This is a genomic window from Massilia sp. UYP34 (genome assembly GCF_056279385.1).
On the sequence record NZ_JBWBRF010000002.1, the window covers coordinates 311578 to 332396 of the forward strand.

Genomic DNA, 20819 nt, shown 5'->3' on the forward strand with positions numbered 1-20819 from the left:
ACTAGACCTTCAGTGCATCGAGGAGGTCGGTCTCGAGCTGGAGCTGGGTGCGTGGATTGTTCAGGGCCGCGCCATCGATCAGGAACACGTCCTCGACGCGCTCGCCCAGGGTCATGATCTTGGCCGTGTGCAGGTTCAGCCGGTAGCGCGCCAGCACGCTGGCGATCGCGTACAGCAGGCCCATGCGGTCGTTGGCCGCGATCGACAGCACATGGAACTGGCCGCGCTCGTCCGGCCGCAGTTCGACCGTCGGCGTGATCGGGAAGGTGCGCGCCACCCGCGACAGGCGTCCCCGCACCAGCGGCGGCAGCGGCTCTTGCGACAGCAGTTGCGTGTACAGCTCGTGCTCGATCAGGCTGATGATGTCGCGGTAGCTGCCGGCGAAGTTCTCGTCCGCCACCAGGAAGCTGTCCAGCGCGTAGCCGTGCCGCGTGGTGTGGATCTTGGCGTCCAGGATGCTGAAGTTCTTGCGGTCGAAGTAGCTGCAGATGCGCGCGAACAGGTCGGGCTGGTCCTTGACGTAGACCGCCACCTGCAGGCCTTCGCCGATCGGCGCCAGCCGCGCCTTGACCACGGGGTTGTCGGCGTCGACCTTGTCGATCAGCGCGCGCGTCTGCCAGGCGATGTCGGAGGCGTCGTGGCGCAAGAAGTACGCCACGTCGAGCTGCTTCCACAGCGCGTCGTGGGCGTTGGCGTCCAGGCCGAACAGGCGCAGGGTGGCCAGCGCTTCCTTCTGGCGCATGCGCAGCTCGCGGTCGGCGCTATGCGGCTCGCCGCCCAGCACGCGCAGGGTGACCTTGTACAGGTCTTCCAGCAGCTTGGCCTTCCAGGCGTTCCACACCTTGGGGCTGGTGCCGCGGATGTCGGCCACCGTCAGGAGGTAGAGCGCGGTGAGATGCCGTTCGTCCTTGACCACGGCGGCGAAGGCCTGGATCACGTCGGGGTCGGACAGGTCCTGCTTCTGCGCCACCGTCGACATGGTCAGGTGCTGCTCGACCAGGAACACCACCAGCTCGGTGTCCTCGATCGAGAGGCCGTGGGCGTCGCAGAATTGGCGCGCATCGGTCATGCCGAGCTTGGAATGGTCGCCGCCGCGGCCCTTGGCGATGTCGTGGAACAGGGCCGCCACGTACAGCAGCCAGCGATCGTGGAAGTCGGCGATCAGCTGGCTGCAGAACGGATATTCGTGCGCGTGTTCCGGCATCGTGAAGCGGCGCAGGTTGCGCACCACCATCATGATGTGCTGGTCCACGGTATATACATGGAACAGGTCGTGCTGCATCTGGCCGACGATCTTGCGGAAAGCCGGCAGGTAACGGCCCAGGATGCCGAATTCGTTCATGCGGCGCAGCGCGTGCACCAGGCCGCGTGGCGCCTGCAGCACGCGCAGGAACAATGCCTTGTTGCCTTGGTCGGCGCGGAAGGCATCATCGATCAGCGTGCGCGCGTGCCACAGGGCGCGCGTGGCGCGCGCGCTCAATCCCTTCAGTTCGCGCCGTTCGGTCATCGCCACGAACAGCTCGAGGATGGCGGGTGGATGCCGTTCGAAGGTATCGTCGGCCACTATGTCGATCAGGCTGCCGACCTGGGTGAAGCGGGCGCTGATCGGGAAGGCCACCGCCGGCTGCGGGAACAGCTGCGCTTCGATGTTCTGCAGCAGGATCGTGTTGAGCTGGGTGACGGTCTTGGCGGCCCAGTAGTAGCGCTGCATCAGGAATTCGCTGGCGCGGCGCGCGTCCGGGCCTTCGCCGCTGGCGGTGAGGCCCAGGGTGCCGGCGATCGCGGTCTGGACGTCGAACACCAGCCGGTCTTCGCGCCTTTTCGTATGTAAGTGCAGCCGGATGCGGATGTCCTTGAAGGCGCTTTCCTTTTCCATCAGCTGGCGCGCCTCCATGCGCGTGATCAGGCCGCGCGTGGCGAGCTGGCCGAAGGTGTCGGCAAGACCCGCGGCCTTGGCCACCCACAGGATCACCTGCAGGTCGCGCAGCGCGCCGGGACTTTCCTTGACGTTGGGTTCGAGCGCGAAGGCGGTGTATTCGTACTTGGCGTGGCGCAGCCGCATCTCGGCGGTCTTGGCCTGGAAGAAGGCCTGCGGATCGAGTGCGTCGCGGTAGCGCCGCTGCAGTTCCTCGAACAGCGGCGCGCTGCCGGTGACCAGGCGCGCCTCCAGTAAGCTCGTCTGGACGGTGATGTCGGCGGCGGACTCGATGAGGCACTCGTCCACGGTGCGGATGCTGTGGCCGATCTCCAGGCCCAGGTCCCACAGCAACTGGACCAGGCCTTCCAGGCGCGCCTGGGTGATGGCGTCGGCCGGCTGCCCCAGCAGGATCAACAGGTCGACGTCGGAATAGGGGAACAGTTCGCCGCGCCCGTAGCCGCCCACGCCCACCAGGGCGGTATGCTCCGGCAGGCCGGCGGCCTGCCAGGCGTCGAGCAGGACGCCGTCGACCACCTGGCGCAGGCCGCGCAGGAGCTTCTCGGGCTTGCCGTCTTCGTGGAAGGCCTGAAACACCAGCTGGCGCTCGTTCTTCAGGCGCTGGCGCAGCGTGGCGCGGGCGGAGTCGAGCAGGGCGGCCTGTCCCATGGGCTTCCTTCAGGCCGCGGCCAGGCTCGGGACCGCGCCCGGGCTCAGGAGCGGCAGCACGATGGCGGGCGGCGGCGGGCTGCCGGCCGACATGGTCAGCACCTCGACCCCGGACTCGGTGACCAGCACCGTGTGTTCCCACTGGGCCGACAGGCTGCGGTCGCGGGTCTTGATGGTCCAGCCGTCCGGCATTTCCTTGATGTCGCGGCGGCCGGCGTTGATCATCGGCTCGATGGTGAAGATCATGCCGGGCTTGAGCTCTTCCAGGGTGCCCGGGCGGCCGTAGTGCAGCACCTGCGGCTCTTCGTGGAACACGCGGCCCACACCATGGCCGCAGAATTCGCGCACCACGCTGTAGCCGGCCTTTTCGGCGTGCTGCTGGATCGCATGGCCGATGTCGCCCAGGTGCTTGCCCGGCTTGACGGCGGCGATGCCCAGCCACATGCATTCGAAGGTGATCTCGGACAGGCGGCGCGCCATGATCGACGGCTCGCCGACCAGGAACATGCGACTGTTGTCGCCGTGGTAGCCATCCTTGGTGATCGGCGTGATGTCGATGTTGAGCGCATCGCCCGATTTCAGCACGCGCTCGCCCGGGATGCCGTGGCAGATCACGTCGTTGAGCGAGGTGCAGATCGAACCGGGGAAGGGCGGGTAGCCCGGCGGGGCATAGTTCAGGGTCGCCGGGGTCGTGCCCTGGACGTTGACCATGTAGTCGTACGCCAGCCGGTCGAGTTCGCCGGTGGTGACGCCGGGCTTCACGAACGGAGTGATATAGTCGAGCACTTCCGAGCCGAGGCGGCAGGCAATGCGCATGCCTTCGATTTCGTCAAGAGTTTTGGGAGTGGAGGCCATAGGGAATTCGTATCCTGCGGTAGTCGATGCGATAAGTCTGTGCAATAAGGGTCCATTATAGAGGAAACATTCCTTCCTCAGGGCTGCCCCCGCCGCCAGCGCCACGTCATGCTTGAACAAAACGGCAAATCCCGCTAGAATCTCGGGTTGCTCGGATTCGCATCGAGCAATGTTGTAAAAAGTAGCTTTAATTTTATTGAAATCTTATTGAAATCGCGAATGTGGCCCTAAAAGGGTGCCTGACTGGTGACTGGCCACATTCAAGACCCAACCCTGGAGAATCACATGTCCGTTACTATGCGCGAAATGCTGGAAGCCGGTATTCACTTCGGCCACCAGACCCGTTTCTGGAACCCAAAGATGGCGCCGTTCATCTTCGGTCATCGCAACAAGATCCACATCATCAACCTGGAAAAAACCATGGCGATGTACCAGGATGCGATGAAGACCATCAAGCAGATCTCGGCCAACCGCGGCACCATCCTGATGGTCGGCACCAAGCGCCAGGCGCGCGACATCATCGCCGCTGAAGCGCAGCGCGCCGGCGTGCCTTACGTCGACCAGCGCTGGCTGGGCGGCATGCTGACCAACTTCAAGACCATCAAGACCTCGATCAAGCGCCTGAAAGACATGGAAGCGCAAGTCGAAGACGGTTCGGTCGAGAAGATGTCGAAGAAAGAAGCGCTGCTGTTCTCGCGCGAAATGGAAAAGCTGCAAAAGTCGATCGGCGGCATCAAGGACCTGGGCGGCGTGCCTGACGCGATCTTCGTCGTCGACGTCGGCTACCACAAGGGCACCATCACCGAAGCCGGCAAGCTGGGCATCCCGGTCATCGGCATCGTCGACACCAACCATTCGCCAGAAGGCGTGACCCACGTCATCCCGGGCAACGACGACTCGTCGAAAGCGATCACCCTGTACGCACGCGGCGTTGCCGATGCGATCCTGGAAGGCCGCGCCAACGCCACCAACGAAGTCGTTGAAATGGTCAAGGCTGGCGGCGACGACTTCGTCGAAGTTTCCGAGCAGGCATAAGTGACGGCGGGTCGGAGCCTCTCCCGGTAGGTGGGGGGAAGCTCTCAGCGCTCGCTGACACATCGAAGGGGGCGCCGCATGCACGAGCCCCCCTTTTTTTAAGCTGAATACTGTGGGGCGTTGTCATAACGACCTGCAACCCCGGATAAAATATTTAGGAGAATCAACATGGCAGCGATTACTGCAGCGATGGTAGGCGAACTGCGCGCGAAGACCGACGCGCCGATGATGGAATGCAAGAAAGCACTGACCGAAGCCGAAGGCGACATGGGTCGTGCTGAAGAGATCCTGCGCGTCAAGCTGGGCGGCAAGGCATCGAAGGCATCGGCACGCATCACCGCCGAAGGCGTCGTGGCAACCTACATCTCCGGCAACGTCGGCGCGCTGGTCGAAGTCAACAGCGAAACCGACTTCGTCGCCAAGAACGAAGAATTCCTGGCCATGGTCAACCTGGCCGCCAAATTGGTCGCCGAGAACAACCCGGCCGATGTCGCCGCCCTCGCGGCACTGCCGCACGACGGCAAGACCTTCGACGACGTGCGTACCGGCCTGATCGGCAAGATCGGCGAGAACATGACCGTGCGTCGCTTCCAGCGTTTCGAAACCACCGGCAAGCTGGCGTCGTACCTGCACGGCACCCGCATCGGCGTCATCGTCGACTTCGACGGCGCGGACGAGCAAGTCGGCAAGGACCTGGCCATGCACATCGCTGCCATGAAGCCAGTTGCTCTGTCGTCGGAGCAAGTGCCAGCTGAAATGATCGAGAAAGAGCGTTCGGTCGCCGAACTGAAGGCCAAGGAAGACGCCGAGAAGGCCGTCGCCGAAGGCAAGCAGCCGCAATCGGACGAGATCGTCGCCAAGCGTATCGACGGCTCGGTGCAGAAGTACCTGAAAGAAGTGTCGCTGCTGAACCAGGCATTCGTGAAGAACGACAAGCAGTCGATCGAGCAATACCTGAAAGCATCGAACACCACCGTCAAGGCGTTCACCATGTACGTGGTCGGCGAGGGCATCGAGAAGAAGGTCGACGACTTCGCAGCAGAAGTTGCAGCCCAGATGGCTGCAAACAAGCAGTAATCAACTAGAACGGGCCGCAAGGCCCGTTTTTGCAGGATGGGCCGGGGCGCCCCTCCGGTCCACCCTGCATCGCGCTCCTGACGAGGCGTACGCCGTACAATCCATCAATCGCAGGACTGATGAGGCCCACCGACGAGGTGCTGGCCAGACACGAATTCGAAACATTAATTAGGAGCCGCTTCCATGACAAAACCAGCCTACCAACGAGTCCTTCTGAAACTGTCTGGCGAAGCGCTGATGGGCGACGACCCGTTCGGCATCAACCGCGCCACCATCGAGCGCATGGTGGCCGACGTGGCGGAAGTGGCGAAGCTGGGCGTGCAGGTGGCGGTCGTGATTGGCGGTGGCAACATCTTCCGCGGCGTCGCCCCTGGCGCCCAGGGCATGGACCGCGCCACCGCCGACTACATGGGCATGCTGGCCACCGTCATGAACGCGCTGGCCCTGGCCGACGCCATGCGCCACGTGGGCATCACCGCCCGCGTCATGTCGGCGATCGCCATCGAGCAGGTGGTCGAGCCTTACGTGCGTCCGAAAGCCCTGCAATACCTGGAAGAGGGCAAGGTCGTCGTGTTCGCCGCCGGCACCGGCAACCCGTTCTTCACCACCGACACGGCCGCCGCGCTGCGCGGCGCCGAGATCTCGGCCGAGATCGTCCTGAAGGCCACCAAGGTCGATGGCGTCTACAGCGCCGACCCCAAGAAAGACCCGAATGCGACCCGCTACGAGAACATTACGTTCGACGAAGCCATCGCCAAGCACCTGCAGGTGATGGACGCCACCGCCTTCGCGCTGTGCCGCGACCAGAAACTGCCGATCAAGGTGTTCTCCATCGTCAAGCCCGGCGCGCTCACCCGCGTGATCATGGGCGAAGACGAAGGTACACTGGTACACGTTTAAAATATTACTGAACAACAAGGAGAGCAGCATGTCCCTGGCTGACGTCAAAAAGAACGCGCAAGAGCGCATGGCCAAGTCCATCGAGACCCTGAAGGCCGACCTGGCCAAGGTCCGTACCGGCCGCGCCCACACCGGCATCCTCGACCACGTGATGGTCGAATACTACGGCACCCCGACCGCGCTGCCGATGGTCGCCAACCTGACCCTGGTCGACGCCCGCACCATCGGCGTCCAGCCGTTCGAAAAGAAAATGGCGAGCACCATCGAGAAAGCCATCCGCGACGCCGACCTGGGCCTGAACCCGTCGGCGCAGGGCGACATGATCCGTGTGCCGACCCCGCCGCTGACCGAAGAGCGCCGCAAGGAAATGGTCAAGCTGACCAAGTCGGAAGGCGAGGATGCCAAGATTGCCGTGCGCAATATTCGCCGCGACGCGAACGAAGCGCTGAAGAAAATGGTCAAGGACAAGACCGCGTCGGAAGACGACGAGCGCCGCGCCTCGGACGAGATCCAGAAGCTGACCGACAAGGCCGTGGCCGACATCGACAAGCTGCTGACCGAGAAAGAGAAGGAAATCCTGACGGTGTAAGGTCGGGCTCGACGGCTTTCTCGCGGACCGGCCCCGGCAACTTGCCGCGGCCGGTCCGCCTACCTTATGATTGTCCAATTCTGATTGGCTATTTGCGCACCGCGCATGCACCTGGGCGCAGCCCCGCTGGATACAAGATGTTCAAAAGTTCGACCACCGCCGTTCCCGACACGATCGCCGTGCCGCGCCACATCGCCATCATCATGGATGGCAATGGCCGTTGGGCCACCAAACGCCTGCTGCCGCGCGTCGCCGGCCACGTCAAGGGCGTGGAAGCCGTGCGCGGCATCGTCGAGGCCTGCGTGCTGCGCGGGGTCGAATACCTGACCCTGTTCGCCTTCTCGTCCGAGAACTGGCGCCGTCCGGCCGATGAGGTCTCGCTGCTGATGCGCCTGTTCGTGACGGCGCTCGAGCGCGAAGTCGCGAAGATGCACGCCAATCAAATCCGCCTGAAAGTCGTGGGCGACCTGAGCCGCTTCGATCCCAAGCTGCAAGAGATGATCGCCAATGCCGAGCGCCGAACCGCCGGCAATGCCCGCCTCACCGTCACCGTGTGCGCCAACTATGGCGGCCGCTGGGATATCATGCAGGCAACGGGGAAGATGGTGCAGGCCAACCCCGGCGTAACCGAATTTACGGAGGAAATGCTGGCTCCCCACCTGGCGATGGCGTATGCGCCCGAACCCGACCTGTTCATCCGGACCGGCGGCGAGGAACGCATCTCGAATTTCCTGCTGTGGCAGCTGGCGTATTCCGAACTGTATTTCACGAGCACCTTCTGGCCCGATTTCACGCCCGAGGCGCTGGACGAGGCGATCTCCTCGTTCCAGAGGCGCGAACGGCGCTTCGGCCAGACCAGCGCGCAAGTCGCGAAAAAGACCAACTGATGCTCAAGACCCGGATCCTCACCGCGCTCGTCCTGCTGGCAGTCCTGCTGCCGGTGCTGTATTCCAGCAACCCCACGGCGTTCGCGGTGGTCGCCTCGCTCTTCTTCGGGGCGGCGATCTGGGAGTGTTTCCGCCTGTTCAACCCGGGCGCGAAGAGCGCGGTCGCCATCGCCGTGGCCTGGACCCTCGCCTTCGCCTACGCCTTCTTCATGCGCGCGCAGGGCGACCCGACCTTCTGGTTCGCGATCGGCGCGCTGCTATGGGCATTGCGATTCGCGCCCACGCTCAAGCTCGGCCTGCCGCCCCTGGCCACCACGCCGAACACGCTGCTGAGCCTGCTGTACGCGATCGCGCTGGTGGCGTGCTTCGCCGCCATCGTCATGCTGTTCCAGTATTCGGCGCTGTTCCTGCTGTCGGTGCTCGTCATCGTCTGGTCGGCCGACATCTTCGCCTATGTGTGCGGCAAGACCTTCGGCAAGACCAAGCTCGCGCCGTCGATCTCGCCCGGCAAGTCGTGGGAAGGCGCCATCGGCGGCGGCATCGTGACGTTGCTGCTGGCATCCATCACCGTCCTGTTCGGCGGTGAGCTGCTCGCCAACACCTTCGCGGTGCGCGTGCAGGCCAGCTTCGGCTGGGCCGGCATGCTGGCCGTCATCGCCCTCATTGTCGTCGCCAGCGTGGTCGGCGACCTGTTCGAATCCCAGCTCAAGCGCCGCGCCGGCATGAAGGACAGCAGCAATCTGCTGCCCGGCCACGGCGGCGTGCTGGACCGGATCGACGCACTCGTGCCGGTCCTGCCGCTGGCGGCCCTGATCGCCACCCGGCTCTAGAAGGAAGTTCCCATGCAAGGCATTACCATCCTGGGTGCCACCGGTTCGATCGGCGCCTCGACCCTCGACGTGGTGGCGCGCCATCCCGACCGCTACCGCGTCCACGCCCTCAGCGCCCATTCGCGGGTGGAAGAACTGGCCGCCGCCTGCCGCCAGTTCCGCCCGCAGCGCGCCGTGGTCGGCAGCGCTAATGCCGCCGCGCAACTCGCGGCGCTGATCGCCGACCTGCCGACCAGCGTCGAATACGGCGAGGAGGCGTTGTGCGACATCGCGTCAAGCCCGGACACCGACATCGTGATGGCCGCCATCGTCGGCGCCGCGGGCCTCGCGCCGACGCTCGCCGCGGCGCGCGCCGGCAAGAAGATCCTGCTGGCCAACAAGGAAGCGCTGGTGATGTCCGGCCAGCTGTTCATGGACGCCGTGCGCGAGCACAAGGCGACCCTGCTGCCGGTCGACAGCGAGCACAATGCGATCTTCCAGGCGCTGCCGGCCTCGTATGGGCGCGCGCCCGACGGCTGCGGCGTGGCCAAGATCCTGCTGACCGCCTCCGGCGGCCCGTTCCTGAACCGCGCCGTCGACACGCTGGGCAGCGTGACCCCCGACGAAGCCTGCAAGCACCCGAACTGGGTCATGGGCCGCAAGATCTCGGTCGACTCGGCCACCATGATGAACAAGGGCCTGGAAGTGATCGAGGCCCACTGGCTGTTCGGCGCGCCGGCCGACCGGATCGAAGTCGTGATCCATCCGCAAAGCGTGATCCACTCGATGGTGTCCTACGTCGACGGCTCGGTGCTGGCCCAGCTGGGCAACCCCGATATGCGCACCCCGATCGCCAATGTGCTGGCCTACCCGGACCGGATCGATTCGGGCGTGGCCCAGCTCGACTTGACGCAAATGGCCGCGCTGCAGTTCTTCGCGCCCGACTTCGAGCGCTTCCCCTGCCTGGCGCTCGCGTTTGACGCGTTACGCGCGGGCGGCACCGCGCCGGCCCTGCTGAACGCGGCCAACGAGGTGGCGGTGCAAGCCTTCCTCGAGCGCCGCATCGGTTTTCGCGACATCGACCGCGTGATTCGCCACGCGCTCGACGTCGTGCCGCACGGCCCGGCCCCGTCGATCGAGGCGGTGCTGGCCCAGGACGCGCGCGCGCGCGCGGCCGCGAACGACGCCGTCTCGAACCTCGCGCCAGGCTTGCCGCGCTGACTTCCCGGAATCCGCCATGACCATGCTTTACACCGTGCTGGCCTTTGTGCTGGCGCTCGGTCCCCTGATCGTGATCCACGAGCTGGGCCACTACCTGGTTGCGCGCGCCTGCGGCGTCAAGGTGCTGCGTTTCTCGGTCGGCATGGGCCGCGTGGTCTGGTCGCGCCGCTTCGGCAAGGACCAGACCGAATGGGCGCTGTCGGCATTGCCGCTGGGCGGCTACGTCAAGATGCTCGATGCGCGCGACCCCGAGACGGCGCCGGTGGACGATTCCGATCTGGCTCGCGAGTTCACGCGCCAGAACGTCTGGAAGCGCATCGCCATCGTGGCCGCCGGCCCGCTGGCCAACTTCCTGCTGGCGATCGGCCTGATGGCCGCGCTGTACATGCATGGCGTGGACGAACCGTCGGCGCGCCTGCGCGAGGCGCCGGCGGCGTCCGAGGCGGCCAAGGCCGGCGTGCGCGGCGGCGATACCGTCGTCGCCGCGAACGGCAATCCGGTGCGCTCATGGTCCGAACTGCGCTGGCAGGTCGTGCATGCGGCGGTCGACAAATCCGACCTGCGCCTGGAACTGCGCGGCGCCCACGGCGGGGTCTATGCCGCCACGCTCCCGGCGGCGGTGGTCGGCCGGCTCGACGTCGACACCGACGTGATGGCCGAACTGGGCCTGGACCTGTGGCGTCCGCAGCCGCGCATCGACAAGGTGCTGCCGGATGGGGCAGGGCAGCGCGCCGGCCTGCGCGAGGGCGACCTGGTGCTGCGCATGGATGGCCAGCCGGTGGTCGACGGCATCGCCTTCATCGAGGCGGTGCGCTCGGCGCCCGGCAAGCCGCTGGCGCTCGAGGTCGAGCGCGACGGCCGGGTCGTGGCCCTGTCGCTGGCGCCGGAGGCGGACCCGAATGGCCGCGGCGTGATCAAGGCCATGGTGGCCCAGGCCCCGCAGATGGTGACCGTGACGTCCGGCCCGTTCGAGGCGATTGCGCGCGGGGCCGAGCGCACCTGGGACACCAGCGTGATGACCCTCAAGATGATCTGGAAGATGATTACCGGGGAAGCATCATGGAAGAATGTGACCGGTCCGATTACCATTGCCGACTATGCCGGGCAGACTGCAAGAATAGGTCTCGTAAGCTATTTACAGTTCATCGCCTTTATTAGTATCAGCTTAGGAGTAATGAATTTGTTACCAATTCCAGTTCTGGATGGTGGCCATTTACTGTATTATTCGCTGGAAGTTTTGACCGGGCGTCCCCTTCCTGCGCGCGTCGGCGAGTTCGCGCAGCGCGCCGGGGTCGGCCTGCTGTTCATGCTGATGGCGCTCGCCGTCTTCAATGACCTGGTGCGGCTGCTCTAGCGGCCCGCATTCGCTCCCGGAACCTGGCGCGGAAATGCCCGGCGCAGAATAATATGCAATCGTTGTCCAAATGACTGACCCTTTGATCCAGCCAATGAAATCACAACCAGATCGTTTTGCCCTGCCGTTCATTCGTCGCAGCTTGATCGGCGCGGCCGTGCTGGCCATGTGCGCCGGACATGCGCTGGCCGTCAACCCGTTCGTCGTCAAGGATATCCGGGTCGAAGGCATCCAGCGAACGGAAGCAGGCACCGTGTTCAGCTATCTGCCGGTGCGCGTGGGCGAAACCTTCGACGACGCCAAGGCGTCGAGTGCGATCAAGGCGCTGTACGCCACCGGCTTCTTCAAGGACATCCGCCTGGAGGAAGAAAACGGCGTGCTGGTGGTGCTGGTCGAGGAACGCCCGGCGATTTCGTCGGTCGACTTCACCGGGACCAAGGAATTCGAAAAGGACATGCTGGTCAAGGCGCTGGCCGAGATCGGCGTGGCCCAGACCCGCATCTTCGACAAGGCCTCCGTCGACCGCGCCGAGCAGGAGCTCAAGCGCCAGTACCTGTCGCATGGCCTGTACGGCGTGAAGATCACTACCACCGTGACCCCGATCGAGCGCAACCGCGTGACGATCATGTTCAACGTCGACGAGGGCGATGTCGCCAAGATCAAGGGCATCAACATCGTCGGCAACAAGGCCTTCAGCGACAAGCAGCTGCGCCAGTTGCTCGAACTGCGCCCGTCGGGCTGGTTCACCTGGTACTCGAAGGCCGACCAGTATTCGAAGCAGAAGCTGACCGGTGACCTGGAGACCATCAAGTCCTGGTACCTGAACCACGGCTACCTCGAAGCCAACGTCGAATCGACCCAGGTCTCGATCACCCCGGACAAGCGCGACATCTACCTGACCCTCAACATCACCGAGGGCGAGCAGTACACCGTCTCGAGCGTCAAGCTCGAGGGCGAGATGTTCGGCCGCGAGGATGAGCTCAAGGAACTGATCGTGCTCCAGCCGGGCAAGACCTATGTCGGCGACCTGCAGGAGGCGACCAACAAGCTGATCGCCGACCGCCTGGGCACCTTCGGCTACGCCTTCGCCAACGTGACGGCCAATCCGGAACTGAATCGCGAGAAACGCGAAGTCGCGTTCACCTTCTTCGTCGATCCGGGCAAGCGCGCCTACGTGCGCCACATGAACATCTCGGGCAACACGGTCACCCGCGACGAAGTGATCCGCCGCGAATTCCGCCAGTTCGAAAGCTCGTGGTACGACGCCAACCGCGTCAAGCTGTCGCGCGACCGCGTCGACCGCCTCGGCTACTTCAAGGACGTGAAGGTCGAAACGCCGGAGTCGCCTGGCACCTCGGACCAGGTGGACGTGAACATCGCGGTCGAAGAAAAACCGACCGGCAACTTCATGATCGGCGGCGCCTTCTCGCAGTCCGAGAAGTTCACCTTCACCGCGTCGATCTCGCAGGCCAACTTCGCCGGCAGCGGCAACACGGTCGGCATCGAACTGAACACCAGCAAGTACAACCGCACGATCGCGTTCTCGCAGACCAATCCGTACTTCACGGACGACGGCATTTCGCGCGCGTTCTCGCTGTACCTGCGCACCTCGCGCCCGCCGGCGCTGAACATCGGTTCGTATACCGTGCGCCAGATGGGCGGCAACCTGACCTTCGGCGTGCCGTTCTCCGAATCCGACACCGTCTACTTCGGCGCCGGCCTGGAACGCACCGAACTGGAAACCGACCAGACCTCGCCGACGATCTACCAGACCTTCGTGCGCCAGAACGGCGGCCCGGAGAGCGGCATCGGCAAGGCCACCACGAATGCGATCCCGCTGACCGCGGCCTGGGGGCGCGACACCCGCGACAGCGCGGTGACCCCGACCCGCGGCCGCTTCCAGCGCGCCAACTTCGAGATCGACGCCATCGGCGACGCCAAGTACTACCGGATGGTGTACGAGCACCAGTGGTGGAAGCCGGTCACGCGGTGGATGACGCTCGCCCTGCGCGGCGAACTCGATTACGGCAAGGGCATCGGCGGCAGCGCCTACCCGGTGTTCAAGAACTTCTACGCGGGCGGCATCGGTTCGGTGCGCGGCTACGAGAGCTCGTCGCTGGGCGTGGTCGATCCGCGCTACTACGACGCGATCGGCGGCTCCAAGCGCATCATCGCCAACGCCGAGCTGCAGTTCCCGTTCCCGGGCAGCGGCACCGACCGCAGCCTGCGCTGGTTCACCTTCGTCGACGGCGGCCAGGTATTCCAGGAAGACGCGAAGATCCGTTTCGACGAATTCCGCTACTCGGCCGGTATCGGCCTGTCCTGGATTTCCCCGGTCGGTCCGCTCAAGTTGAGTTATGCTAAGCCGCTCAATTCGCTGCCGGGCGACCGCCTGGAACGCTTCCAGTTCCAGATGGGCACCGGCTTCTAAGCGGACGACGGCGACCTGAAGAACGATTGCGAGAGACTTATGTTGAAAAATCTGATTGACTCGCCGCCTGGTGGACGCAAGTCCACGGTTCGACCCGCGCTTGGGGCCTCGCTGCTGCTGGCCGCCGTCTTCGGCGTGTCCATTGCCCCGCTGGCCCAGGCGCAGGCGACCAACAGCCGCATCGGCTTTGTCTACACCGAGCGCCTGATGACCGATTCCAAGATGGCCAAGGCGGCCGACGCCAAACTGACCGCCGAGTTCTCGAAGCGCCAGAAGGCGGTCGAGGAGATGGTCGGCAAGTACAAGCAGACGTCCGAGAAGTTCGACGCCGAGGCGGCCGGCCTGAATGAGCTGGACCGCACGCGCCGCGCGCGCGAGCTGTACAACATGCAGAAGGACGTCGAGCGCATGCAGCGCGAGTTCCAGGAAGACCTGCAGCAGCGCAAGAACGAAGAGCGCGCCGCGATCGCGCAAAAGGCCTATAAGCTGGTCGAGCAGGTCGCGGAACAGGAAAAGCTCGACGCCGTGCTGGTCGAGGCGGCGTGGGTGAGCCCGCGCGTGGACATCACCGACAAGATCCTGAAGCTGCTCGACAAGTAAAGCGGTACCGATTTTGACTTACACTGGAAAGACCGAGATGGGCATTCGACTGGGCGATTTGGTCGAGCGCTTCGGCGGACAACTGGTGGGCGACGCGGACCTCGAGGTCCAGGCGATCGCCCCCCTGGACAGCGCCGGCGCTTCGCACATCAGCTTCCTCAGCAACAGCAAGCTGCGCGCACTGGCCGCGCAAAGCCAGGCGGCGGCACTGATCCTGTCGCCGCTGGACGATCCGACGGTGGCCGCGACCTATGCAGGCGCGCGCATCGTCATCACCAACCCTTACGCCTACTTCGCCCGCGTGGCGCAGTATTTCGCATCGCTCACCGAGCAGGCGCCGGCGCCCGGCATCCATCCGAGCGCCGTGGTCGACCCCGGCGCCACGGTCGATCCGACCGCCCACGTCGGGCCGCACGTGACGATCGAGGCGGGAGCCGTTGTCAAGGCCCACGCCGTGATCGATTCAGGCTGCTTCATCGGGCGCGAGGCGGAAATCGGCGAGCACACGCACCTGTTCGCGAACGTGACGTTCCATGCGCGCTGCCGCATCGGCCAGCGCGGCATCCTGCATTCGGGCGCGGTGATCGGCACCGACGGCTTCGGCTTTGCCGTCGAAGCCGGCGCCTATATCAAGATCCCGCAGACCGGCCGCGTGCTGATCGGCGACGACGTCGACATCGGCGCCAACACCACGATCGACCGCGGCGCGCTGGACGACACCGTGATCGAAGACGGCGTCAAGCTCGACAACCAGATCCAGATCGGGCACAACTGCCGCATCGGCGCGCACACCGCGATGGCCGGCTGCGTCGGCGTGGCCGGCAGCGCCAGGATCGGCAGCCACTGCACCTTCGGCGGCGCCGCCATGGTGCTGGGCCACCTGGAAATCGCCGACAACGTCCATATTTCCTCGGGCAGCATGGTGTCGCGCTCGGTCCTCGAGCCGGGCCAGTACACGGGCTTCTACCCGCTGGCCAAGAACGCCGAATGGGAACGCAGCGCGGCGATCGTGCGCAACCTCGATTCGATGCGCGCCAAGATCCGGAACCTCGAGAAAACCATCAGAAACCTGACAGAACAAAAATGACCTCTCCAGAACTCAAGACCCTCGACATCACCCAGATCAAGGAATACCTGCCGCACCGCTATCCGCTGCTGCTGGTCGACCGCGTGCTGGACGTCGAGCTGGGCAAGCGCATCGTCGCGATCAAGAACGTCACCGTCAACGAAGAGTTCTTCAACGGTCACTTCCCGCACAAGCCGGTGATGCCGGGCGTCCTGATGATCGAAGCGATGGCGCAGACCGCGGCCATCCTGTCGTTCATGACGATGAACGTCAAGCCGGACGAGAATTCGGTGGTGTATTTCGTCGGCATCGACAACGCCCGCTTCAAGCGTCCGGTCGAGCCGGGCGACCAGCTGCGCATGGAAATCGAGATCCTGCGCGTCGCGCGCGGCATCTGGAAGTACAAGGCGGTGGCGACCGTCGACGGCAAGGTGGCGGTCGAGGGTGAGCTGATGTGCACCATCCGCGGCGCCGCCGAGGCCACGATGAAAGGCCCCGAAGCCGCGGCGCAGTAAAGGAGAGCCAGATGAGCAAAATCCATTCGACCGCGATCGTCGATCCGAAGGCGGAGCTGGACAGCTCGGTCGAGGTAGGCCCGTATTCGATCATCGGGCCGAATGTGCGCATCGATGCCGGCACCGTGGTCGGCCCGCACGTGGTCGTCGAGGGCCACACCACGATCGGCAAGGACAACAAGTTCTTCCAGTTCTGCTCGATCGGCGGCGCGCCGCAGGACAAGAAGTGGAACGGCGAACCGACCCGCCTCGAAGTGGGCGACCGCAACACGGTGCGCGAATTCGTCACCTTCAACCTGGGCACGGTCCAGGACGAAGGCGTGACCCGCGTCGGCAGCGACAACTGGATCTCGGCCTACGTCCATGTGGCCCACGACTGCCAGGTGGGCAGCAATACGATCTTCTCGAACAATGCCCAGCTCGCGGGCCACGTGCAGGTGGGCGACTGGGCCATCCTGTCGGGCTACGCCGGCGTGCACCAGTTCTGCAAGATCGGGGCGCACGCCTTCATCGGCATGTACACGAGCCTCACCCAGGACGTGCCGCCCTACGTGCTCGTCTCGGGCAATCCGGCCGGCGCGCGTGGCGTGAACCTCGAAGGACTCAAGCGCCGCGGCTTTACGCGCGAGCAGCTCGACGGCATCCGCAGCGCCTATAAACTGCTGTACCGCTCGAACCTGACCCTGGAAGAGGCCAAGGCGGCCCTCCAGGCCGAAGAAGAGCGCCTGCCGGCGGCCAGCGGCGATATTCGCCTGCTGCGCGAGTTCCTCGGCGCCGCCACCCGTGGCATCGTCCGCTAGCGATATGAGAAACGACGTTTCGCTGGCGTTGGTGGCCGGCGAGGCGTCCGGCGACATGCTCGCCGCGCGCCTGCTGGCCGGGCTGCGGCCGATGCTGCCCGACGCGCGTTTCCACGGCATCGGCGGGCCGCGCATGATCGAGCAGGGCATGGTGAGCGACGTGCCGATGGACACGCTCACGGTGCGCGGCCTGTTCGAAGTCATTCCGCGCTACCCTGAACTGAAACGCATCCAGAGCCGGCTGCGCGACCGCCTGACCGTCGAGCGGCCGGCCGCCTTCATCGGCGCCGACTATCCGGGCTTTAATCTCGGCCTGGAAGAGCAGCTGCGCGGCGTCGGCATTCCGACCGTGCACTTCATCGGGCCGCAGATCTGGGCCTGGCGCGGTGGGCGCATCAAGAAGATCCAGCGCGCGGTCTCGCACATGCTGGTGATCTTCCCGTTCGAGGAAGCGATCTATCGCGAGGCCGGCGTGCCGGTGACGTATATCGGGCATCCGCTGGCCGAGACCATCCCGCTGGCGCCGGACGTCGCCGCGGCGCGCCGCGCGCTCGGCTTGCATGCGGATGCGCGCGTGGTGACGGTGATGCCGGGCAGCCGCATGGGCGAGCTGAAATACCTGGCCGAGCCGTTCGTGCGCGCCGTCAAGCTGCTGGCCGCGCGCGATCCTGGCTTGCGCTTCGTGGTGCCGATGGTCGGCGAACGCCAGCGCGCCTACTTCGACGAGATCGTGGTCAAGGCGGGCTTGCAGGACGTCGAGCTGCAGGTGAGCGCCGCCGGCTCGCACACGGCGATCGCCGCCGCCGATGCGGTGCTGGTCGCTTCCGGTACCGCGACCCTCGAAGTGGCGCTGTTCAAGAAGCCGATGGTGATCGCGTATAAAGTGATGGCGGCGTCCTATGCGATCATGCGCCATATGGGCTACCAGCCCTGGATCGGCCTGCCGAACATCCTGGCGCGCGAGTTCCTGGTGCCGGAACTGATCCAGCACGCGGCCACGCCCGAGGCGCTGGCCGACGCCGTCTGGACCCAACTGCAGGATGCGGCCGGGCGCGAACGGCTGGCCGGCCGCTTCCTGGAAATGCACCACAGCCTGCTGCGCGACAGCGCGCGCGTCAGCGCGCAAGCGGTGCTCGGCGTCATTGGACGCGGCCCCAGGGCCGCGTGAATAGACATGAGAAAGAAGAAAGTCAATTTGTATCCCGGACTGCCGGCCAGGAACCGGCCGTTCACCGAGCTCGATGTCGTGTGCGGCGTCGACGAGGCCGGGCGCGGTCCGCTGGCAGGACCCGTGTTCGCCGCCGCCGTCATCCTCGATCCGCTGCGGCCGATCGAGGGCCTGCGCGACTCCAAGAAGCTCTCCGAGGCGCGCCGCGACGAACTCGCGCCGCTGATCCGCGAGCATGCGCTGGCCTGGGCCATCGCCGAATGCTCGTGCGAAGAGATCGACAGCATCAACATCCTGCAGGCGACCATGCTGGCGATGCGGCGCGCGGTGGAGGCGCTGCAGACGCTGCCGACGCTGGCCCTGATCGACGGCAACCGCTGCCCGCAGATGAACGTGCGCGCGCATGCGATCGTGGAGGGCGACGACAAGGTCAACGCCATCTCGGCCGCCTCGATCCTGGCCAAGACGGCGCGCGACGCCGCGCTGGTGCGCCTGCACGGGCTTTACCCGCAATACGGCTTCGACCAGCACAAGGGGTACGGCACGCCGCTGCACCTGGAGCGTCTGCGCCTGCATGGCCCGTCGCCGGCGCACCGCCGATCGTTCGCGCCGGTGCGCAACCTGCTGCAGGTCGACCTGTTTGCTGAAGTTGGTGGCCAGATGACTGAAGCAGAAACAGTATGAAAACCATCAGCTCGCGCGACAACGCGTTCTATAAAGATCTGAAAAGCCTGGCCACCAGCTCGCAGGCGCGGCGCAAGGCCGGGCAAAGCCTGCTCGACGGCGTGCACCTGTGCCAGAGCTGGCTCGAGCTGCGCGGCGCGCCGCGCCACTGCGTGGTGGCGGAAGGCGCGCTCGGCAACCGCGAAGTGCAGGCCATCGTCGCGCGCTGCGCGGCGCTGCATGCGCCGCTGACGGCGCTGCCCGACGCGCTGTTCAATGCCGTCAGCCAGGTCGAGCACGGCGTGCACCTGCTGTTCGTGATCGATTCGCCGCAGCCTTGCGCGGCGCCGGCCCTGGTGGGGCCGAGCGTGCTGCTGGACGGCGTGCAGGATCCGGGCAACGTCGGCTCGATCCTGCGCAGCGCGGCGGCGGCCGGCATCAAGCAGGTCTACTGCAGTCCCGGCACCGCTTTCTGCTGGTCGCCGAAGGTGCTGCGCGCGGCGATGGGCGCGCACTTCGTGCTCGACATCTTCGAGCAGGTGGAACTGGCGCCGCTGGTGCAAGGCGCTGCGGTGCCGGTGCTGGCGACCAGCGGCTATGCGGCCGAGCGGCTGTATGCGATGGACCTGCGCCAGCCGGTGGCCTGGGTGCTGGGGCACGAAGGGCAGGGCGTGTCGGAAGAACTCTTGAAGCTGGCCACGCACCGGGTCGCCGTGCCGCATGCGGGCCGGGTCGAGTCGCTCAACGTCGCCGCCTGCGCAGCCGTGTGCTTCTTCGAGGGGCTGCGCCAGCAGCAGATGTGGGAGCCTATGCCGGTAGGGGGGAGTCGCTCCTGACGCGCCTGGCAGGCGTGTGCTGCGTTGCTCGTCGCGCAGTGGCAAACCCGTGGGCTCGCCATGCGGCCTGCTCGCGCCTTGCCCACGCCAGCCACGCATCGCGGACGCGCATGTCGTCATGAGCTTCCCCCCACCTACCGGAATAGGCTCCAGGCTATAGACGGCTTCCTCCGCATCGCGTAGTCTTGCGGCTGGGAAACTGGAGTAACGATGGACATCGCGCATTTGCATTTTCTGGTAGCACAAGCCGACATGGCCCAGCGCAGGGCGCTGGTGGATTTGTTGCGCCAGCTCGGCGCCAGCCGCGTCACCGACGTGCCGGACGGGCATCTCGCGTTGCAGGCCCTGGAGGCCGGCATGGCCCCGGCGGTGAACGTCGCCATCGTCGATCTCGCGCTGGCGGGCATGGATGGGCTGGAGCTGATCCGCAAGCTGGGCCAGATTCAGGCGCCCGCGCGCGTGGTGGTGACGGGCGCACAGCCCGCCGACCTGCTGTTTTCGGTCGAGACCCTGGCCCAGGCCTTCGGCGTCGAGCTGCTGGGCGTGGTCGCCACGCCGGTCACCGCCGCCAGTCTGAAGCCGCTGCTCGACAACTACACCCCAATGGCGCGACCGCCCGAAAAGCCTGGCGACCCGCGCTTCACGTTCCAGCAGATCGGCATCGGCTTGCAGAAGCGCCAGTTCGAGCCGTTCTTCCAGCCCAAGATCGAGCTCGCGACCGGCCAGGTAAAGGGCCTGGAAGCCTTCGCCCGCTGGCGCCATCCCGAGCACGGCGTGCTGGGGCCGGCATCGTTCATGGCAGCGCTGGAAGAGAGCGGCCGCATCGACTTCCTGGACTGGAGCATGATCGAGCTGTCGGTGGAGCGCTGCCGCTGGTTCCAGGACCAGGGCATCCCGGTCCCGATCTCGCTGAACATCGCCCCCGAAACGCTGGCCCATCCGGCGTTCGCGCGCCAGATCGTCGCCTCGCTCGAGCGCCACCAGGTCCGGCCCGACTCCATCACCTTCGAGCTGCCCGAATCGTCGGTGCTGAACACCAATCCCGATTTCATCGAGCGCCTGGTGCGGCTGCGCATGATGGGCTTCGGCCTGGCGATCGACGACTACGGCACCGGCCGCTCGAACCTGCAACTGCTGGCCCGCGTCCCGTTCACGGAACTGAAAATCGACCGCAGCTTCGTCGACGGCGCCTCCAAGCGCCGGCCGCTGGGCACGGTGCTGCGCAGTTGCCTGAACCTGGCCCACAGTCTGGATCGCATGTCGGTCGCGGTGGGCGTCGAAACCCGGCAAGACTGGGACTTCCTCCAAAGCCTCGGCTGCACCTACGCCCAGGGCTACCACATCGCCAACCCCATGGAAGCGACCAACTTCCCCTCCTGGCTCGCCGACTGGCGCCAATTCTTCTAACCCCAAATAGGGTCAGAGTAGA

Annotated in this window: 19 protein-coding genes; 17 read left to right on the forward strand and 2 right to left on the reverse strand. The window is 65.5% G+C overall.

What is annotated here, in order from left to right; genetic code table 11:
* Position 1: 1 nt before the first annotated feature.
* Together ACZ9AQ_RS04785 and map are read right to left on the reverse strand one after the other, a co-directional pair.
* Positions 2–2584, reverse strand: coding sequence for a [protein-PII] uridylyltransferase (locus tag ACZ9AQ_RS04785; RefSeq protein ID WP_429202388.1), 2583 nt, complete (start codon positions 2582–2584; stop codon positions 2–4).
* Positions 2585–2593: 9 nt separating this feature from the next.
* Complete coding sequence (map, locus tag ACZ9AQ_RS04790; RefSeq protein WP_429202386.1) at positions 2594–3439, reverse strand: type I methionyl aminopeptidase; 846 nt, start codon at positions 3437–3439, stop codon at positions 2594–2596.
* A 285-nt stretch (positions 3440–3724) separates the two neighbouring features.
* Between map and rpsB the strand changes: the two genes are divergently transcribed.
* From rpsB to ACZ9AQ_RS04875, 17 genes are all read left to right on the forward strand, one after another.
* Positions 3725–4474 (forward strand): 30S ribosomal protein S2, encoded by a 750-nt coding sequence (gene rpsB / locus ACZ9AQ_RS04795; protein WP_005667508.1) that lies wholly within the window; start codon positions 3725–3727, stop codon positions 4472–4474.
* A 168-nt stretch (positions 4475–4642) separates the two neighbouring features.
* Positions 4643–5551 carry a translation elongation factor Ts gene (gene tsf / locus ACZ9AQ_RS04800; protein WP_429202384.1) on the forward strand — a complete coding sequence of 303 codons (909 nt, stop codon included), beginning with the start codon at positions 4643–4645 and terminating at the stop codon, positions 5549–5551.
* Between the two features lie 183 nt (positions 5552–5734).
* On the forward strand, positions 5735–6451 hold the full coding sequence (pyrH, locus tag ACZ9AQ_RS04805) for a UMP kinase (RefSeq protein ID WP_429202382.1): 717 nt from the start codon (positions 5735–5737) through the stop codon (positions 6449–6451).
* 28 nt (positions 6452–6479) lie between these two features.
* A complete protein-coding gene (gene frr / locus ACZ9AQ_RS04810) occupies positions 6480–7040 on the forward strand; it encodes a ribosome recycling factor (protein WP_429202380.1) in 561 nt (186 codons plus the stop codon).
* Between the two features lie 137 nt (positions 7041–7177).
* The gene (uppS, locus tag ACZ9AQ_RS04815; protein WP_429202379.1) at positions 7178–7927 is read left to right on the forward strand and encodes a polyprenyl diphosphate synthase; all 750 of its coding nucleotides are present in this window, start codon (positions 7178–7180) and stop codon (positions 7925–7927) included.
* On the forward strand, positions 7927–8757 hold the full coding sequence (locus tag ACZ9AQ_RS04820; protein ID WP_429202377.1) for a phosphatidate cytidylyltransferase: 831 nt from the start codon (positions 7927–7929) through the stop codon (positions 8755–8757). The genes uppS and ACZ9AQ_RS04820 overlap by 1 nt, the downstream gene beginning before the upstream one ends.
* Positions 8758–8769: 12 nt before the next feature.
* Positions 8770–9957 (forward strand): 1-deoxy-D-xylulose-5-phosphate reductoisomerase, encoded by a 1188-nt coding sequence (ispC, locus tag ACZ9AQ_RS04825; RefSeq protein ID WP_429202375.1) that lies wholly within the window; start codon positions 8770–8772, stop codon positions 9955–9957.
* Positions 9958–9973: 16 nt separating this feature from the next.
* The gene (rseP, locus tag ACZ9AQ_RS04830; protein ID WP_429202373.1) at positions 9974–11311 is read left to right on the forward strand and encodes an RIP metalloprotease RseP; all 1338 of its coding nucleotides are present in this window, start codon (positions 9974–9976) and stop codon (positions 11309–11311) included.
* Positions 11312–11405: 94 nt separating this feature from the next.
* Entirely contained in the window at positions 11406–13742 is a 2337-nt protein-coding gene (gene bamA, locus ACZ9AQ_RS04835) for an outer membrane protein assembly factor BamA (protein WP_429202371.1), read from the forward strand.
* A 39-nt stretch (positions 13743–13781) separates the two neighbouring features.
* Positions 13782–14342 (forward strand): OmpH/Skp family outer membrane protein, encoded by a 561-nt coding sequence (locus ACZ9AQ_RS04840; RefSeq protein ID WP_429202369.1) that lies wholly within the window; start codon positions 13782–13784, stop codon positions 14340–14342.
* Positions 14343–14379: 37 nt separating this feature from the next.
* On the forward strand, positions 14380–15429 hold the full coding sequence (gene lpxD, locus ACZ9AQ_RS04845) for a UDP-3-O-(3-hydroxymyristoyl)glucosamine N-acyltransferase (protein WP_429202368.1): 1050 nt from the start codon (positions 14380–14382) through the stop codon (positions 15427–15429).
* Positions 15426–15923, forward strand: coding sequence for a 3-hydroxyacyl-ACP dehydratase FabZ (gene fabZ / locus ACZ9AQ_RS04850; protein WP_429202366.1), 498 nt, complete (start codon positions 15426–15428; stop codon positions 15921–15923). Before lpxD ends, fabZ begins: the two co-directional genes overlap by 4 nt.
* 11 nt (positions 15924–15934) lie before the next feature.
* Positions 15935–16723 (forward strand): acyl-ACP--UDP-N-acetylglucosamine O-acyltransferase, encoded by a 789-nt coding sequence (gene lpxA, locus ACZ9AQ_RS04855; protein WP_429202365.1) that lies wholly within the window; start codon positions 15935–15937, stop codon positions 16721–16723.
* Between the two features lie 4 nt (positions 16724–16727).
* Positions 16728–17891, forward strand: coding sequence for a lipid-A-disaccharide synthase (gene lpxB / locus ACZ9AQ_RS04860; RefSeq protein ID WP_429202363.1), 1164 nt, complete (start codon positions 16728–16730; stop codon positions 17889–17891).
* Between the two features lie 6 nt (positions 17892–17897).
* Positions 17898–18575, forward strand: a complete 678-nt coding sequence (gene rnhB / locus ACZ9AQ_RS04865; protein WP_429202361.1) for a ribonuclease HII — start codon at positions 17898–17900, stop codon at positions 18573–18575.
* A complete protein-coding gene (locus ACZ9AQ_RS04870) occupies positions 18572–19390 on the forward strand; it encodes a TrmH family RNA methyltransferase (RefSeq protein WP_429202359.1) in 819 nt (272 codons plus the stop codon). The genes rnhB and ACZ9AQ_RS04870 overlap by 4 nt, the downstream gene beginning before the upstream one ends.
* Before the next feature lie 210 nt (positions 19391–19600).
* Positions 19601–20797, forward strand: a complete 1197-nt coding sequence (locus tag ACZ9AQ_RS04875) for an EAL domain-containing response regulator (RefSeq protein ID WP_429202358.1) — start codon at positions 19601–19603, stop codon at positions 20795–20797.
* Positions 20798–20819: the final 22 nt, after the last annotated feature.

Excerpts from the sequence above, each read along its gene's own strand:
- ACZ9AQ_RS04875 (WP_429202358.1), top strand. The coding sequence starts at position 19,601 with ATGGACATCGCGCATTTGCATTTTCTGGTAGCACAAGCCGACATGGCC.
- bamA (WP_429202371.1), top strand. The coding sequence starts at position 11,406 with ATGAAATCACAACCAGATCGTTTTGCCCTGCCGTTCATTCGTCGCAGC.
- ACZ9AQ_RS04870 (WP_429202359.1), top strand. The coding sequence starts at position 18,572 with ATGAAAACCATCAGCTCGCGCGACAACGCGTTCTATAAAGATCTGAAA.
- ACZ9AQ_RS04840 (WP_429202369.1), top strand. The coding sequence starts at position 13,782 with ATGTTGAAAAATCTGATTGACTCGCCGCCTGGTGGACGCAAGTCCACG.
- lpxA (WP_429202365.1), top strand. The coding sequence starts at position 15,935 with ATGAGCAAAATCCATTCGACCGCGATCGTCGATCCGAAGGCGGAGCTG.
- pyrH (WP_429202382.1), top strand. The coding sequence starts at position 5,735 with ATGACAAAACCAGCCTACCAACGAGTCCTTCTGAAACTGTCTGGCGAA.
- uppS (WP_429202379.1), top strand. The coding sequence starts at position 7,178 with ATGTTCAAAAGTTCGACCACCGCCGTTCCCGACACGATCGCCGTGCCG.
- rnhB (WP_429202361.1), top strand. The coding sequence starts at position 17,898 with ATGAGAAAGAAGAAAGTCAATTTGTATCCCGGACTGCCGGCCAGGAAC.
- rpsB (WP_005667508.1), top strand. The coding sequence starts at position 3,725 with ATGTCCGTTACTATGCGCGAAATGCTGGAAGCCGGTATTCACTTCGGC.
- ACZ9AQ_RS04820 (WP_429202377.1), top strand. The coding sequence starts at position 7,927 with ATGCTCAAGACCCGGATCCTCACCGCGCTCGTCCTGCTGGCAGTCCTG.
- lpxD (WP_429202368.1), top strand. The coding sequence starts at position 14,380 with ATGGGCATTCGACTGGGCGATTTGGTCGAGCGCTTCGGCGGACAACTG.
- map (WP_429202386.1), bottom strand. The coding sequence starts at position 3,439 with ATGGCCTCCACTCCCAAAACTCTTGACGAAATCGAAGGCATGCGCATT.
- ispC (WP_429202375.1), top strand. The coding sequence starts at position 8,770 with ATGCAAGGCATTACCATCCTGGGTGCCACCGGTTCGATCGGCGCCTCG.
- frr (WP_429202380.1), top strand. The coding sequence starts at position 6,480 with ATGTCCCTGGCTGACGTCAAAAAGAACGCGCAAGAGCGCATGGCCAAG.
- rseP (WP_429202373.1), top strand. The coding sequence starts at position 9,974 with ATGACCATGCTTTACACCGTGCTGGCCTTTGTGCTGGCGCTCGGTCCC.
- ACZ9AQ_RS04785 (WP_429202388.1), bottom strand. The coding sequence starts at position 2,584 with ATGGGACAGGCCGCCCTGCTCGACTCCGCCCGCGCCACGCTGCGCCAG.
- lpxB (WP_429202363.1), top strand. The coding sequence starts at position 16,728 with ATGAGAAACGACGTTTCGCTGGCGTTGGTGGCCGGCGAGGCGTCCGGC.
- fabZ (WP_429202366.1), top strand. The coding sequence starts at position 15,426 with ATGACCTCTCCAGAACTCAAGACCCTCGACATCACCCAGATCAAGGAA.
- tsf (WP_429202384.1), top strand. The coding sequence starts at position 4,643 with ATGGCAGCGATTACTGCAGCGATGGTAGGCGAACTGCGCGCGAAGACC.